This window comes from Candidatus Gastranaerophilales bacterium, from assembly GCA_028696075.1.
GTDB lineage: Bacteria > Cyanobacteriota > Vampirovibrionia > Gastranaerophilales > JAILCC01 > JAQVHS01.
Window position 1 is genome coordinate 1 of sequence record JAQVHS010000001.1, and the last position, 15,145, is coordinate 15,145.

Below are 15,145 nucleotides of genomic sequence, written 5' to 3' on the forward strand. Positions count from 1 at the left end.
TCCCCTTAAAGTAGGAAGTGTTTACAAAGCTTTTAAAATGCCCTTTTCCGCTTTTAAACGAGGAAGTAACTTCCCTCTTGTTTCGATTACCTAAAATGAGAATTCTCATTCTGTCTGTTATTTATATCATATAACTTCAAACCCTTTAAGTAGGAAGTTTTTGTGCGAATTTTTGCCCGATTTCTTGAAATTCATTTCAAAATGAAAAATAAATATGCTCAGGTAATCGAAAAATCAAAAATCAGGTAATCGAAGAACGAAATATTCGTTTAAATTTGGACACAAATCTTTAGCCTTCCCCCTAATTTTGGATAAAATGATAATTTTACCGTACGGGAAATATTAAATCGTTTTTGTGGCTTTTTATGCAAATATTACCGAGCGGTAAATTTAAAAAATAGTCAAATGTTTTAATTAATTATTAATCGGAGAATTTAAAAGCATTTCGCATTTGTTCTATTTCAGAACGCTTTATGCCAAATGACTTTGCAATGTTTTCCCAATCGTTTACTAGAACCTGCATTTCTTTTACAATCGCATTTGCTTCATCATCTTTTATATCAAAATAATAAGCAACATCAAGTGCGGAATCGATATTTGCAGAATTATCATTTTCTGAAATAAATGTTGTTAAAGTCCCGGCACTTTGAGGATTAGGGTTGATGTCATAAACAGGGGACAACCTCCATCCCATTTCTGAGTCATATAAAAACCCGTGATTTCTCAAGTGATCGTCAGTATTTGAAATCATTATAGAAAAGACTATTCTCTTCCATAATTCTTTTAAGTCTGCTTTTGGATTAGAACCATTCATTCTTATTACATCTGCAATCTCCAAATAGCTATAATGTCTTTCGTCATTATCAATTGCATTTAACATGCTCATAGCTGATAAGAACGGGATTCTTATCTGTCCGATTCTATCGAATCTTTTCATTATTATCACGTCTTTATTACTGATTTTTTCTAAGTTCCATTCTTGAGTATTGAGCCCTGCCTTTTTTGCCAAAGTTAGTGCAACTGCCTCCCATAAAACTAAATTGTGAGTGTCGCTGCTTTTGGGGAATTTCGCAATGCAAAGATTCCCTTGCTTATCAATAACTGATGCTTTAGGTCTTGCCCCACCTAAAGAAGAACCCGGTGCAAGCAAAAGTTTTATGTCCTCAAAATTTTCATTGTCATTTTCAATATTCTCCGCCGCCGCCAATAATTTTTTTATATCAACCAATGGCGGTATCGGGTCGGCATTTTTTGTTGTTAAAAATTCGCCACTCGCAGCATCTTTAAATCTTAAAGCACCTTGTCTTGTTAAATCATTTACCCCAAGTAAATAATCAATTTCATTTAGTGTTTTAGATGCGCGACCTTCTTCTTTTGCAAGTTTAGACTCATATCTTCGCATTAAAATTCGCCCCCAAGTATCAGGAGCAGAATCTCCAAATGCACCGAATATTTTTATCCCTTGCCTTGTGGTTTGTTTCCCTTTGCCTAAAAACAAATTAGGCTCAAGAGAAAATGATTCTTTTCTGGCTAACCATTCATTTGCATATTCAAATGTAGACGTTTCTTTGCCATTCTTAAAATGGGACCACATTTCGCCAACGAAAAAATCTTCGCCTTTTATATTTATATATACAAATACTTTTTTATCAGCCATAGTTAATCATCAGCTTTCTTGTTTTTTATAACGAACCCTTTTGGGCAAGTTTTCACTTTCTAATATTTTCCCTACTTCGTCTTTGTCGGGGTTTGCAATTTCATAAATATTTTCTACTAAACCTAATACAAATAAAACTTTTGCATAAATACCCATTGAAACAGTTACACTTCCCTTTTCAACTTTAGATAAAGTGTCTGTTTTTATACCTGCACGTTCTGCGACAAGCTTCATCGTGAGTCGGCGCTTTATTCTTGCTTCTTTTAAATTAGCGCCGAATGTTTTTAAAGCTTTTTGTACAGGGATTGGAATAACTGTTGTCTTTTTCATTTTAAACCCCTTTATGGTGGTTATTATATTATTTAATATACACTATAATGGGTTTTATTTCAAGTACACTGATAAAAGATTTAACATGAATTTTATTGTTTCAGAAAGAACACACTTCCCCCAAATCGGTTCCAATTTGAGAATGAACGATTTATCATTCACAACAAGCGGATTGCGAGCAGAGGCTGAAGGGCTCGGAGTAGTCCGAGACCGAAACGCCGTTTAATGCGAGCAACCAAGTTGAGGAATCAAGATATGGCAAACATTAATAATATTAATACAGAAAACACTTGGCTTGATGTTGAGACGGTTGCAAAGTTGAAAAATATCAGCAAGCGAGGAATTCGACTTTCGCTCAATCAAGACAAATACGAATACAAGGTTGAAAAAGTCAGAGGCGGAAAAACATATAAAATTAAACTGAGTTCACTCGAGGAAGAATATCAAATTAAATACATTAAAGAATATTATAACGATTTAACTTATGTAGATGGCGAAATTATAGAATTACAAAATTTAAATATTAAGCAGGAAAAATTAATCTCCCAAGTTCAAAAACAAAGAGCACTTGCAAAATACGATATAGTAATGTGCTGGCTTGAGTTTAGAAGAAGTTACAAAAAGAATAAAATTGAAAAAGCTAACTCCGACAAGAAATTCGTTGAACTATACAACACAGGAATTCTTCACGAAAACATTTTTAAAACCTTGGGTAGAATATCATTTGGCTCATTATACAGATGGCGGTCGCTGATTAAATTCAGTGATGATTGGACGGCTTTAGTCGGACAGTACAAATATTCAACAAGCAAAGAATACAACACATCATTAAATGAAGAACAAGTCAAAATATTTTTAAAAATACTTTTATCCCCTAATTCATTTTCTATAGGAAAATCCATAAGCCTCACAAAACATATATTGTCAGAGCGAGGCTATGAAATTCTACCAAAAGATGTAACTTTCAGAAGATACGCAGAGTGGTTCAGAGATGCAAATTACGACAAATGGATACTCGCCAGAGAAGGTCAAAAAGCACTAAAAGATAAAGTTGAACCCTATATCGTCCGAAACGCAAGCCTTTTAAAAACGGGGCAAGTTTTAATTGCCGATGGACACACACTGAATTTCCAAGTTATAAACCCATTCACAGGAAGACCTTGCCGAGCAACACTGCTCGGCTTTTTAGACTGGAAATCGGGAGGGCTTGTCGGCTACGATATAATGCTCGAAGAATGTACCCAAAATATTGCATCAGCACTTCGAAACGCAATATTGAATTTGGACCACGTTCCAGATTTTGTTTATCAGGATAACGGCAGAGCCTTTAAAAGCAAGTTTTTTAATGGGGACAAAAAGTTTGAAGAATTAGGATTTACAGGGATTTATCAAAAGTTAGGAATAAAACCTGTTTACGCTGTTCCTTACAACGCCAGAGCAAAAGTAATTGAAAGATTCTTCCTCGATTTTCAAGAGGGGTTTGAAAAACTTATGCCAAGTTATATAGGCACAAGCATCGAGAATAAACCTGCTTACATGAAAAGGAATGAAAAATTACACAGGGCACTGCACGAAAAGAACCATTTTATTCCGACTATTGAGCAGGCAATGGGGTTAATAAACGAATGGTTAAAGTATAAACACGCACAGCCCTGCACCAACGCTGAAGGTAAAACAATTCAAGAAGTGCTTGATGATGTGGAAAAGCAAAACATATGCGAGAAACAGCTTGATGATTTAATGTTGGCACAAGAGGTTAAACACATCGGCAGAAACGGTATCAGGTTCTTAAAAGCAGATTACTTCGATGAGGCTCTTTACGGAGTCAAGGGGCAAGCCATTATCAAATACAGTTTATCAAATTTGAGATATATAAAAGTTTATTCAATAAAAGGTGAATTTATCTGCCGAGCCGACAGGGTAACAGAAACCCATCCGCTCGCAGTACAGATGGGCGATATCAATGACATTGAAGATTTTAAACACAAAATCGAAAAGCAACAAAAGCTTAGAAGAAAAACTATAAAAGCAGTCAAAGAACATTTCAAACTTGATGACCTTGAACTTATCGAAAAGGAATTGGTTAATAAAATGCTTATTAAGGATAATTTAAACTTGCCTAAAAAAGTTGCAACGGAAACAAAATTAATCCCAAAAGTAAAAACTTCAATTGTTGCTCGCCCGATATTTAAATCAAATTTTGAAAGATACGATTGGCATATGAAATACGGTTGTATATCGCAGGACGACAGAACTTGGCTTGCTAGCTATATAAAATCAGAAGAGTACAAAGAAATATATGAAATATAAGGAGGTAAAATGAAACGAGTTTTTGTAAAAACTAAAAATGTAAAAAACTTTATCACTATGATGAATAACTTACAGCAAAGGGCTGATGGGGTCCCAGGGATGGGGCTTTTGTATGGTGAACCAGGGCTTGGAAAAACTCAAGCCGTAAACTGGTGGGCAATGAAAAATGATGCAATTGTCGTCAGGTGCAGTAACTTGATGTCAGTGCGGTGGCTTTTATCAGAAGTAGTAGAAGAGCTTGGGGAAATGCCTTATTATTCAACGGCAGAGAGTTTCAAACTGATTGTTCAAAAACTTATAAACGAACCTCGGATAATTATTTTTGATGAGATTGATTACCTGACAAGTGAACATAATGTGATTGAAACTATAAGGGATATTCACGATAAAACTAATGTCCCGGTTGTTCTTGTCGGTATGGCACAAGCAAACACTCGTTTGATTCGCTACAAACACCTCTATGACAGAATATCTGAAATAGTTAGATTTGAACCTTTTACAAAAGGTGATTTAAATCAAATTTTAAAAGAACTTGCAGAGGTTGAACTCACCGACTGTGCCATAAAATTTATTCATTCAAAAACAAATCGTTTCAGGCAAATTGTGAAAATTATAAATAAAGCTGAGATTTTGGCAAAGGCTAACGGACTGACTACAATTGACGAAATTATTCTTAAGGAGGTGGTTAAAGATGAAACAACAGATAGCGAAGCTATTGAAGCGTCAAACTAAGTTAAAATTTGATGAACTTTTAATTCTTTCAGAACTTGAAGAAGGCGAATTAGAGAAAATTCTTCAGAATCTTATTTCTGAAGAAATCATTAAAAAAGTCGGCGATGAATATGTCTATATTCTTCCTTTAATTGCTGAAGCACATAAAAAAAGTAAAAAGAAAAATAAATTAAAAAAATATAATTCGATAAAAAGGGACTTGAGAGCTTTTTCAACTGAAATCCCCAAAAAAGAAAAAGTTTTCAGGAATGAAAAAGAAATTGAGCAATTTAATTCAATACCTGATTATGCAAAAAAATTCGTTTTCAAATATCTTACTTTAATGAAAGCCGCAGGAGGTTTGGGCGGTAAGGCATTGCAATTATTCTTGAAGAATTTTGCAGAAAATAACCCTGGCTACAAGGTAAGCTACTCTTCTTTCATGAGGGCGAAAAGAGATTATGCAAGATATGGCATTGCTGGAATAATTCCAGATTACAGCAGTAAAATTCCATTGGCCACCACGGATGAAGAATACGCAATATTTAAAAAATTATACCTTACTCCTGATAGTAGAAGTCTAGCAAGCTGTTTAAAGCTAATGAAAGAACAAGGAGTATTTGGAGATAGAATAATTATTCCAACAGAAAATACTTTTAAAAGAAGATTGCTCAAAGATTTTTCACTTGAAGAAATAAGACAAATTCGCACAAAGTATCTTTTTCTCCCTGAAGAGTTTTTGGAAGAACAGAAGGATGGTGTTCAAAAAAAGAAGATTCAAAAAACGAAAAATATTGAATTTATGAACTGTAAAAACCTGCTTCAGGCAAGTGAATTGTTTCTTAAATCTGATAACTACTATTCAATCACTGACGCAGGACAGAAGAATATTCAATCGGTCCTTAACAAGCATCTACTGCCCTTTTTTAAGGATATAGATTTGGCTGATATTACTGATGATATTATTGAAAAATTCAAAATTCAAAAAACTTCAGAAGGTTATCGTCCTGCGAGTATTTCAATGTTTTTAAATCTCATGCAGAAGTTAGTCTCCAGATATTCAAAAGTCAAAGTCAAAAATTATTACAATGATCCCCAGGTGGTAAATACTCTTTTGATTTTGAATGCAGAAGAAATGGCAGAATTGCTGAATAAAGCAAAAAACTCCGATCTATATACCCCATTGCTCTTAATCTTCTGCTTGGGGCTATCTTTGCCCGAAGTAAAGGCTTTAACTGCCGAGGATATAGATTTAAAATCAAATAAAATCGCTATAAGTAAGATTTTGGGAATTAATGGGGTGCAAAAATATCGAACCAAATACCAAATAAGAGAAATTTTTATTCCACAATCATTAAGAAAAATCTTAAAAATGCTGACATCAAAGGATTTTGAAAAATTTAAAAAAATTACTGATGCTGAGCTAAAAAAGTTATCAAATAGGAATATAACCTTTCTTGACCTACAAAACAGCAGTATTAATAATTTAATACGGAACAATATTCCTCTGAACTTAATCACAAAGCAAATCGGGTTAGCAAGCACGGATGAATTTATTAAAAAATACGGTACCTTTATTGATGAAAAAGCTTTGGAGAAATTTGATTTTATCTCCCAACTTTTTACATAAAAAGTATGGCACTTTTATGTAAAAAACTTCAAAACTAATCGAACAAAAAATAACCCAGTAGACCCTTTTCAACTTTATATTAAAATTTAGGGGCAGTGGTGGTAGCCCGAATTGAGATTCGGGAAATATGCTACTTGAAAAATTAATCAAAATACATTTTTCTGCACGACTTTTTGCAACATGAGCTGCATTTTACGCACGACTTTTTTGATTTAAATATTTCTTATCCATACATCCCGTTCGGGAATATTCACTTGACTTTTTAATAAAATCGGTTACAATGTTACTGTACGGTAACAAGGTTAAAATCCTTGTAATTTCAAAGGAATAGCCAATGATTATAAAAAAAGTTGAAGATATTGCACAAATTATCAAAGAAGCAAGAATTAAGCAAGATTTAACACAAGTAAAATTGGCACAGCTCTGCGGTGTTGGAACACGTTTTATAATCGATTTAGAAAAGGCAAAACCGACTTGTCAGATAGATAAAATATTAAAAGTAGTAGTCGGGCTTGGAATAAAATTAAGTGGCGAATAATAGAGTTAGAAAATTATCGGTAAGATTATACGGAAAAGAAGTCGGCATTCTTGAAGAACGCTTAGGCAAAATGCGTTTTAAATATAATGAAGATGCGACAGTTCCTTTATCTTTAAGCCTGCCGATTAAAACGACAGCATATTCTGAAAAAGCTTGCAAGGGTTATTTCGGAGGCTTGTTACCTGAAAGTGCAGATATAAGAAAAATTATTGGAATGCAAAATAAAATTAATGCCAATAATGATTTTGCAATGCTCGGAGCAATAGGAAAAGATTGCGCCGGTGCAGTCTCGTTCCATGGAATTGAAGAAGCTGAGCGCGATGAAAAAGATTTATTGATTGATGGTGATGTTTTATCTGAGGACGAGCTAGAAGAACATATTTTAAGTTTACCTAGAAAACCTTTATCTTCCGGTAGAAAATTATCCTTAGCCGGTGCTCAACAAAAAACTGCTGTTAGTATAATTAATGGTAAAATTGCGCTTGCTAAAGAAGGAAGCCCGACCACTCATATTTTAAAACCTGCAATGAAAGAATTTAAGCAAACTGTTGCTAATGAATATATTTGTATGAAGGCTGCAAAGGCTTGCGGACTTTTAGCGCCGAATGTAGAAATGAAAAAAATTAACTCAACTGAATTCTTTTTAATAGAACGATATGATAGGGTTATCCAAGGAAACAAAATAAAACGACTTCAACAAGAAGACTTCACGCAATCATTAGGAGTATGGTCAGATAATAAATATGACGTAACTATTAAAGACTGCGAAAAAGTGTTGATGATGCTCTCAAGACCAGCAATAAGTAAAGCCCAGTTTGTTGAGTATGTTATTTTTAATTATTTAATAGGCAATTGCGATGCGCATGGCAAGAACTTTTCGGTGTTATATAAAGAAAATGGAGATCTTGAATTAACGCCAATTTATGATGTTTTATGCACTTCTATATATGAAGAGTTAGATTCATTTATGGCGATGAAAATCGGTAAAACAAATATTATAAATAAAGTAACAATTAAAGATTGGCGTACTTTTGCAAAACAACTTGATATTAATCCAAGCTTTGTAGAAGGAACTCTATCAAAGCAATCAAAAAAGCTACCTATTGAGCTTGAAAAAATAGTAAAAAATGTTAATCTTGAAATAGGGTATGGAATTTTAGAATTTGTTACAAAAAATTGCCTAAGAGTTCAGTCAAAATTATCAGTTTAGCATTATTCCCGTTCAGTAATAATAAGCGATGAATTTCACTCAAACCCCTAAAATATTCCCGTACGGTAAACTTAAAGGTTTTTAAAATGGAATTTAAAAACTTTTAAAACAAAATTTCTTTAACATATTTTTTCAGTCTGTCGATATCTGTTTTAAATTCTTTTTCTGCGGCGGCTGTACCATATAATGTTGATTTATCGCAAATGGTATTTTTGCCTTTAATAAATATGGCTGCATCGGCAGGCTACGGTGCGTTAATTCAAGAACGAGAAATGACAAAAGATTTCATTGCTTTTGCGAAAAAATGGCTTACGGATATCACTGTTGCATCGTCAAAACATCTTATGGTTTTCACCGTAAAAGGTAATTCAATGGCTGGCGAAATCAATGACGGTGACTTGATTATCGTAAATGATTCGATGAATGATTTATCAAATGACGGAACTTATGTTGTGAGTATTGATGACAAATTATACGTTAAACTCCTGCAAAGAATCCCTGGAAATAAAGTTCAGGTAGTGAGCAAAAACCAAGAATACTCCCCTTTCACAGTAGACTTAGAAACCGAACACTTTAAAATCATCGGCAAAGTCATCTGGTCAGGCGGGAAAAAAGATAGGTATTGATAATACATATTAAATTTGGTGGCTATGATCAAAGCGATTTAGAGAATATTTGAAGTTGAATAACATAATATAGAGGATTACAAAAATGAATGAAGAATACAATCAGTTATCATTAGAAACAGACGAAATAGAAAAACAAATTGAAAATGAAGAAAAGTCATCACCATATAATAATGAAGATCGAAAACTAATAACACAACCTTATGATATGAGCGTATCTACAGTGGTGGAACAAATTAAATCGGGAGATATTCAATTGGGCCCAGAATACCAACGAATGTACCGATGGCAAAACGATAAAGCCTCCAAATTTATCGAGTCTTTATTATTAAACATTCCTATCCCTACTGTGTTTTTAGCAGAAGAAGAAGATGTTACATATTCTGTAATTGATGGCAGCAAAACTTAAAATACTATAAAGAGAAAGTTAAATTAGATAAATTACAAGAATTATATGATGTTATATTGAAATTTGATGATGTATTTAAAAGATTAAATCCTTCATACAACGAAATCCCAATTTTATTGAACGAAATTGATAAACTTCGAAAAAATATAACTTCTGATGTTGAATTATCAACTGCATTAAATGATTTTAACAGTATTTATTGGTTAATTAATCGTTTCTTAATAACACTGAATGACCCAGGGAATAAAAAAAGTGCTGAAATTTCTGAAAGTTCTAAGAAAGAATTAGAAAAAATTCAATCAATAGTTCAAGATTTAATTTTGAAAATCCCACTAAAAGCAGAGCAATTGAAAAACATAATTCAAAAGGAATTGGCATGATTTCTGTAAATAAGATACGAATTAATTTAACACTTGCTTCAAAATATATTTATTTGTCAGCCAAAAACATTGTTTTGTAAAAGGTTTTCCATTTGGCAGCTCGTAACAATCGTTTTTATCTTGCCCATGGGGACGGACGTGAGATACTTCATTAAAAGTCATTCCCGGTAGATTATTGTAATCCTTGCCACTTTTTGTCGTAATTTTAATTCCGTCTTTTATAACCTTTACAGTTTCTTCCCAGACTTTTTTAACTTCTTCCAAATCTGAGACGGGCATATTCCAAAACATAACTCGCTCAAAAATCAAAACCCCTGTTTTATCAAACTTAAAAATAATGAACATAAATTTCGTTTGTGAAAACAAATTGTACATATAGGAATCTTCCCAAGTCTCTTCGATAATTTCTTTAAATTTAAATGTCGGGAAAGACATACTTTCTTTTACAGTATTATTGCTTTCTATTCGGATAGTTTTCGGAGCAATATTTGCTTTTATAAATTCTTCTGTTTTTGCAATACTTCCCTTAACTCCAAGGATAGCAGCAACAATCCTTTCGTTAACCTGTTTCATCTTTGGATTAAGATTAAATTCTTTAATCAATGAATCTTGAGTTCTTCCATAATATGGACGGAGTTTATTTTCAATGTATTCTTCAAATCCAACTTGAGCAAGAGTTTTTTCATCGCTAATCAATGTTTCTTCGGGCTTTTCACCAAATGCATAATTATTTAGGACATAAGTCATATAGGACTGTTTTAGGCAGAAAGCTCTTTGATTTGCTTTTATATCGCAACATGGTTGATTTCTTAAATCTTTATCACCGCCGGCACCTTTACGACAAGCCCCAAGATACAATGTATCACCTTCGGAAAGTTCATGAGCTTTTCCATCTCTGATTTTTTGAACAATTTTTTGCCAATCTTGTTTTATAATTATCAAATCTTTTTCAGGATATTCAAAAAGAATGGCTGAAAGTACTTTGAAATCTTTGACTTCAAGGTCTTTGAGGTATTCATAATACATCAACAATATTTTTTGATTTTTCGCCCAAAAATGACTTGTTTCAAAGCTTACCTTTACTTCTGCCATATAATCAATAACATTGAGGACTAAACGCTCTTTCGCAGTTTTCTTTCCTGATTTATTTTTTATAAACGGTGTAACTTTAAGCTCAACACCCAATTCTTTAAAATCAGCTTCCGGGCGTGAATTAACTTTTCTTCCAAACCAACATTCTTCAAACATTTGACCGACATTGCCTTTGTTTTTGCCTGTAGCAAGTCTCCCTGTACTATCAATTGAGCCGAAAGGAATATCAATTGCTTCTTTTGCTCTCGTCAATAAATCTGTTGTTGTTTTGTAACTTTTTTCTTGCATTTATGCCACCTTCACCCCATGTATGGTAACATAATTGAGTAGGAGAAAATAGGATTTTTAATCAAAATTAACATGGTGCAAGAAAAGAATAAAATCAGAATTGTTGAATTATTTGCCGGTGTCGGAGGCTTTAGGCTCGGATTTGAGCGGACTTCTGATGTTTTTGAAACCGTTTGGGCCAATCAATGGGAGCCTGGACGAATTACACAATATGCTTATGATTGTTATAAAACACGCTTTGGAGAAAATCATAATTGTATAAATAAAAATATTTCTTTGGTTAAAGATGATGTTCCCAACCACGACCTGCTCGTAGGCGGTTTCCCTTGTCAAGATTATTCTGTTGCTAAAACAGGTGCAAAGGGAATTAACGGCAAAAAAGGGGCTCTATGGTGGGATATTGTTGATATTGCTGAAAAGAAACGTCCCCAATATATTTTGCTTGAAAACGTTGATAGATTGCTTAAATCTCCTGCTGCACAACGTGGAAGAGATTTCGGGATAATACTTAGAGGTCTAACAGACTTAGGTTATGCTATTGAATGGCGAGTTATAAATGCTGCAGAATACGGTTGTGCTCAAAGAAGACGCCGTACATTTATTTTTGCAGTACATGAATCAGCTTCTTTTTATAATAAATTATTACAAACACCTAAATTTAAAGTATTAACTGAATGTGGATTTTTTGCTTCTGAATTCAAAGTTGATAAAAATATAATTTCAGAAAATGAAATAAGCGTTTGCGATATTTCGAAGAAAAAATATGCATCGCTAGTTTCTGTATCTGAAAAATTTAACATGCAATTTTGCAATACAGGAATTTGCATTGAGGGCAAAATTCACACGATTGAAACGACACCAATTATGCAATCGCCGATAACACTTAATGATATTTGTCTTAAATTTGAAGTTGATGCCAGATTTTTCTTAAATGGTAGCACAGAAAAATGGCAGTATTTGAAAGGTTCAAAGCGTGAACCGAGAGTCAAACCTAACGGGGAAAAATATTTTTATACTGAAGGGTCTATGGCTTTCCCTGATCACATGAATATGCCAAGCAGAACAATGCTTACAAGTGAATCTTCTTTAAACAGAAGCACACATGTTATTGTTGATTATAAAACTAAAAAAATGAGGCTGCTTACGCCTATTGAATGTGAAAGACTTAACGGATTCCCTGATGATTGGACAAACACAGGAATGCCTGAGAAATTTAGATATTTTGTAATGGGCAATGCACTTGTTGTTCCTATAATTGAAAGAATAGGTAGTAACCTCCTAAATATTATTAACAGCGAAAAAGTTATTTCACTTCCAGTCGAAAGTAAAGTTTTGGCACAAGTCTAAAAAGATTATAAATTAACCCCCAAAAAGCATTCAAAAAGCCATGCTTGTAATTTTCATAATATTGCCCAAAATCATTATTTTATAATGATTTCAGATGGGTAAACTCTTAATATGCTATAATTAGGAAATGAAGTTACACAAAACACAAAAAGGAGCCAAAGATGGAAATGACGATAAATCATTTAAATAAACTTATTGAGACAGGGAAGCAAATTCTGAAAACCAAAGAATATTATAATGTCAATGATAATTTTTCGGGGGTAGTTGTCGTTAATATAAATGCCGAAGGCTATAGGGTAAATTCTGAATTGTTTACAAGATGGAAAGCAGATATTGATATTTTTTTAGGAATGAATCAACTATTTTCAAAATCTTACGACTCCTTTAAGGAAAAACATAAACTAAATTCATTCGACGAAACAAATAGGTGTTTAACAATATTAATGGCTTTAAAAGATTATATTGAACAATATTTACAAAAGAATATTGATATAAATACTAATAAAGCCGTTCGTGCCAAAGTTGGATTTTGAAAATAAAAGTCAGATATAAAAGAAAGGCAAAACATGATTAATTTTAATATTCACGAAATGTGTCGCAAGGATTTGAAAATCTTATTGCAGTCATAACATCTATTATTAAATTTATTACGGTTTTCATTGCAATAAAAACTTATTTATCCAATATTACAAGCTCTTGTTTTTTAAATGATAAGAAATATTCTTCATCTGATAGTTCAATGCTAGGATAGTCAGAAAAATCTTCAAATTTGCCTTCAAGTAAATTTATACATTTATGTTTATAGCCCAAATATAAACAATGAGGAATAATAAATTCTTTCACAAATGGATTATTTTGATATTCTTTGCATACAAAATTCTTTATACCTGGAGGATTTTCAATAAACCACGGACGAAACCCAAGTGCGGTAAAAAAATAATCTATTATCTCATGTATTAAATTTACGGCTTGTAATGCTTTTTCTCTTCCATTGTTAAATATACTTTTATTATAGTGTACCGATTCAGTACGAAGCTTTTTTAATTTTTCAAAGCAGGTCCAAATATCTTGATTGTCAATGAATTCCCATTTTTTCAAAACTTTTATCATAAAACTCCAATCATCACAGGATTGTTTATTATAAATTGTTTTAATCTCTTTTGTGTTAAAAAGATCTTTTGCTTGTGCTTTATAGTAATCTCTCAGTTTAAACATAAATTCATTTAAAATTCTCTCCCCAAGGGTGCAAGCACCAACCCATGCAGTATAATAATTCCCAAAAACAAAGGTTTTGTATATTTGGCCATATAGAAGATTTTCTTCAGATGAAATTAATATTGGAGCTTTTTTTAAGTCTTTTAAGTTTTGAAGTTTTTCTTCAACATTGTTTTCACCAAAATCTTGGATGATGCTATTAACTGTATCATCCAAATCTAAGCTATTTCTTCTGAAATCAAAAAAATAATTAACAAGTCTATATCTTTTCATAACTTAATTATACATTGAATTAATAATATATAATTATAAATTTCTCAATTTGCCCTGTCACTTTTTCTCATTCTCTATGTCACTTTACAGTAGTTCTTATCAGGTTCATTCTGAATGTTTGACAATCAGTTTGGAAAATCTTCCCACTTGATTATATATGTAAGGTATACTCCCCCCATTCCCCCCGTAAGGGTTTTTCTCAAAGTGCGACATGGGCTGGGAACGAAAGAAGAGAAAGAAATGCGGACATATTTTTTATGGAATATTATTATCAAACCATATGTCTGATTATAGAATAGTTTTTGAAAAAGTCTTGCCTCGCTTTGAGTCCAAGCACTCAAGCTCAGCATTAACTTTTTCGTAACTTCTCCTAGGAGAAGTTCGCCAGGGCTCACTTCCGGATTTAAAGCGCCTGCAACACCTTTGGTGGTGGCGGGCTGAAAATTCCGAAGGAATTTGAAGGCCGCGAAAAATTGATATTTGGATGATATTGCTACGAAAGAACGTTTTGCTGACGTCAGCAAAATGGTCTTTTACTTCAAAATGTAATTTAATTATAGATTTTTATATTAAGACTTCAACATATTTTCTTGAAAAATTATCAGTCAGTTTTGTAGTTCTTATCAGGTTCATTCTGAATGTCTGACAATCAGTTTGGAAAATCTTCCCACTTGATTTTCTCAAAATTAAAATTTTTCCATTCTACTTGTCACATTTTCCATTCTGTCTGTCAAATTATAATTATAACTTAAATATTTATCAGACAGTTTTGTAGTTTTTATCAGGTTCATTCTAAATGTCTGACAATCAGTTTGGAAAATCTTCCGACTTGATTGTCGCAAAATTAAAATTTTTCCATTCTACTTGTCACATTTTCCATTCTGTCTGTCAAATTATATCCGACTTGATTTTCGCAAAATTAAAATTTTTCCATTCTACTTGTCACATTTTCCATTCTGTCTGTCAAATTATACAAATTATACAAAGAAATGACTTTAAAAGTATTACTTATTCAAGAATATAAAGAAGCTACCGATGAAGTAAAAGAAACTTGGCAATTTATAAGTATTCAGATATAGTCAAATAACTATGGGTAAAATTAGGGGTAATTTCAAAAAAATAAGGCTTT

At 32.7% G+C, this 15,145-nt stretch carries 14 protein-coding genes; 10 read left to right on the forward strand and 4 right to left on the reverse strand.

The genetic code is table 11. The annotated features are described in order from the left end of the window. Window positions 1-421: 421 nt before the first annotated feature. Together PHX18_00005 and PHX18_00010 are read right to left on the reverse strand one after the other, a co-directional pair. Entirely contained in the window at window positions 422-1,657 is a 1,236-nt protein-coding gene (locus tag PHX18_00005; protein MDD3592990.1) for a HipA domain-containing protein, read from the reverse strand. 9 nt (window positions 1,658-1,666) lie between these two features. Continuing rightward, window positions 1,667-1,987 carry a helix-turn-helix transcriptional regulator gene (locus tag PHX18_00010; GenBank protein MDD3592991.1) on the reverse strand — a complete coding sequence of 107 codons (321 nt, stop codon included), beginning with the start codon at window positions 1,985-1,987 and terminating at the stop codon, window positions 1,667-1,669. 255 nt (window positions 1,988-2,242) lie between these two features. Here PHX18_00010 and PHX18_00015 point away from each other — a divergent pair, with 255 nt between their 5' ends. The 8 genes from PHX18_00015 (at window position 2,243) to PHX18_00050 (ending at window position 9,801) form a co-directional block, all read left to right on the forward strand. Beyond that, the gene (locus PHX18_00015; GenBank protein ID MDD3592992.1) at window positions 2,243-4,297 is read left to right on the forward strand and encodes a transposase family protein; all 2,055 of its coding nucleotides are present in this window, start codon (window positions 2,243-2,245) and stop codon (window positions 4,295-4,297) included. Window positions 4,298-4,306: 9 nt separating this feature from the next. Continuing rightward, complete coding sequence (locus PHX18_00020) at window positions 4,307-5,029, forward strand: AAA family ATPase (protein MDD3592993.1); 723 nt, start codon at window positions 4,307-4,309, stop codon at window positions 5,027-5,029. After that, window positions 4,989-6,638: a hypothetical protein gene (locus PHX18_00025; GenBank protein ID MDD3592994.1), complete on the forward strand. Its 1,650-nt coding sequence runs from the start codon at window positions 4,989-4,991 to the stop codon at window positions 6,636-6,638. The genes PHX18_00020 and PHX18_00025 overlap by 41 nt, the downstream gene beginning before the upstream one ends. A gap of 334 nt (window positions 6,639-6,972) precedes the next feature. After that, window positions 6,973-7,176, forward strand: a complete 204-nt coding sequence (locus PHX18_00030) for a helix-turn-helix domain-containing protein (GenBank protein ID MDD3592995.1) — start codon at window positions 6,973-6,975, stop codon at window positions 7,174-7,176. Next, entirely contained in the window at window positions 7,166-8,386 is a 1,221-nt protein-coding gene (locus tag PHX18_00035) for a type II toxin-antitoxin system HipA family toxin (GenBank protein MDD3592996.1), read from the forward strand. Before PHX18_00030 ends, PHX18_00035 begins: the two co-directional genes overlap by 11 nt. 212 nt (window positions 8,387-8,598) lie before the next feature. Continuing rightward, the gene (locus PHX18_00040) at window positions 8,599-9,012 is read left to right on the forward strand and encodes a helix-turn-helix transcriptional regulator (protein ID MDD3592997.1); all 414 of its coding nucleotides are present in this window, start codon (window positions 8,599-8,601) and stop codon (window positions 9,010-9,012) included. An 85-nt stretch (window positions 9,013-9,097) separates the two neighbouring features. After that, window positions 9,098-9,421 carry a DUF262 domain-containing protein gene (locus PHX18_00045; GenBank protein ID MDD3592998.1) on the forward strand — a complete coding sequence of 108 codons (324 nt, stop codon included), beginning with the start codon at window positions 9,098-9,100 and terminating at the stop codon, window positions 9,419-9,421. A gap of 56 nt (window positions 9,422-9,477) precedes the next feature. Continuing rightward, entirely contained in the window at window positions 9,478-9,801 is a 324-nt protein-coding gene (locus PHX18_00050) for a hypothetical protein (GenBank protein MDD3592999.1), read from the forward strand. 21 nt (window positions 9,802-9,822) lie between these two features. Here PHX18_00050 and PHX18_00055 read toward each other — a convergent pair whose 3' ends face one another. After that, a complete protein-coding gene (locus PHX18_00055; protein ID MDD3593000.1) occupies window positions 9,823-11,181 on the reverse strand; it encodes a Sau3AI family type II restriction endonuclease in 1,359 nt (452 codons plus the stop codon). Between the two features lie 72 nt (window positions 11,182-11,253). Here PHX18_00055 and dcm point away from each other — a divergent pair, with 72 nt between their 5' ends. Beyond that, window positions 11,254-12,528 (forward strand): DNA (cytosine-5-)-methyltransferase, encoded by a 1,275-nt coding sequence (dcm, locus tag PHX18_00060; protein ID MDD3593001.1) that lies wholly within the window; start codon window positions 11,254-11,256, stop codon window positions 12,526-12,528. A gap of 161 nt (window positions 12,529-12,689) precedes the next feature. Further along, window positions 12,690-13,061, forward strand: coding sequence for a hypothetical protein (locus PHX18_00065; protein ID MDD3593002.1), 372 nt, complete (start codon window positions 12,690-12,692; stop codon window positions 13,059-13,061). Between the two features lie 139 nt (window positions 13,062-13,200). Here PHX18_00065 and PHX18_00070 read toward each other — a convergent pair whose 3' ends face one another. Next, window positions 13,201-14,016, reverse strand: a complete 816-nt coding sequence (locus PHX18_00070) for a hypothetical protein (GenBank protein ID MDD3593003.1) — start codon at window positions 14,014-14,016, stop codon at window positions 13,201-13,203. Window positions 14,017-15,145 lie beyond the last annotated feature (1,129 nt).

Excerpts from the sequence above, each read along its gene's own strand:
- PHX18_00005 (MDD3592990.1), bottom strand. The coding sequence starts at position 1,657 with ATGGCTGATAAAAAAGTATTTGTATATATAAATATAAAAGGCGAAGAT.
- PHX18_00010 (MDD3592991.1), bottom strand. The coding sequence starts at position 1,987 with ATGAAAAAGACAACAGTTATTCCAATCCCTGTACAAAAAGCTTTAAAA.
- PHX18_00015 (MDD3592992.1), top strand. The coding sequence starts at position 2,243 with ATGGCAAACATTAATAATATTAATACAGAAAACACTTGGCTTGATGTT.
- PHX18_00020 (MDD3592993.1), top strand. The coding sequence starts at position 4,307 with ATGAAACGAGTTTTTGTAAAAACTAAAAATGTAAAAAACTTTATCACT.
- PHX18_00025 (MDD3592994.1), top strand. The coding sequence starts at position 4,989 with ATGAAACAACAGATAGCGAAGCTATTGAAGCGTCAAACTAAGTTAAAA.
- PHX18_00030 (MDD3592995.1), top strand. The coding sequence starts at position 6,973 with ATGATTATAAAAAAAGTTGAAGATATTGCACAAATTATCAAAGAAGCA.
- PHX18_00045 (MDD3592998.1), top strand. The coding sequence starts at position 9,098 with ATGAATGAAGAATACAATCAGTTATCATTAGAAACAGACGAAATAGAA.
- PHX18_00055 (MDD3593000.1), bottom strand. The coding sequence starts at position 11,181 with ATGCAAGAAAAAAGTTACAAAACAACAACAGATTTATTGACGAGAGCA.
- dcm (MDD3593001.1), top strand. The coding sequence starts at position 11,254 with ATGGTGCAAGAAAAGAATAAAATCAGAATTGTTGAATTATTTGCCGGT.
- PHX18_00065 (MDD3593002.1), top strand. The coding sequence starts at position 12,690 with ATGGAAATGACGATAAATCATTTAAATAAACTTATTGAGACAGGGAAG.
- PHX18_00070 (MDD3593003.1), bottom strand. The coding sequence starts at position 14,016 with ATGAAAAGATATAGACTTGTTAATTATTTTTTTGATTTCAGAAGAAAT.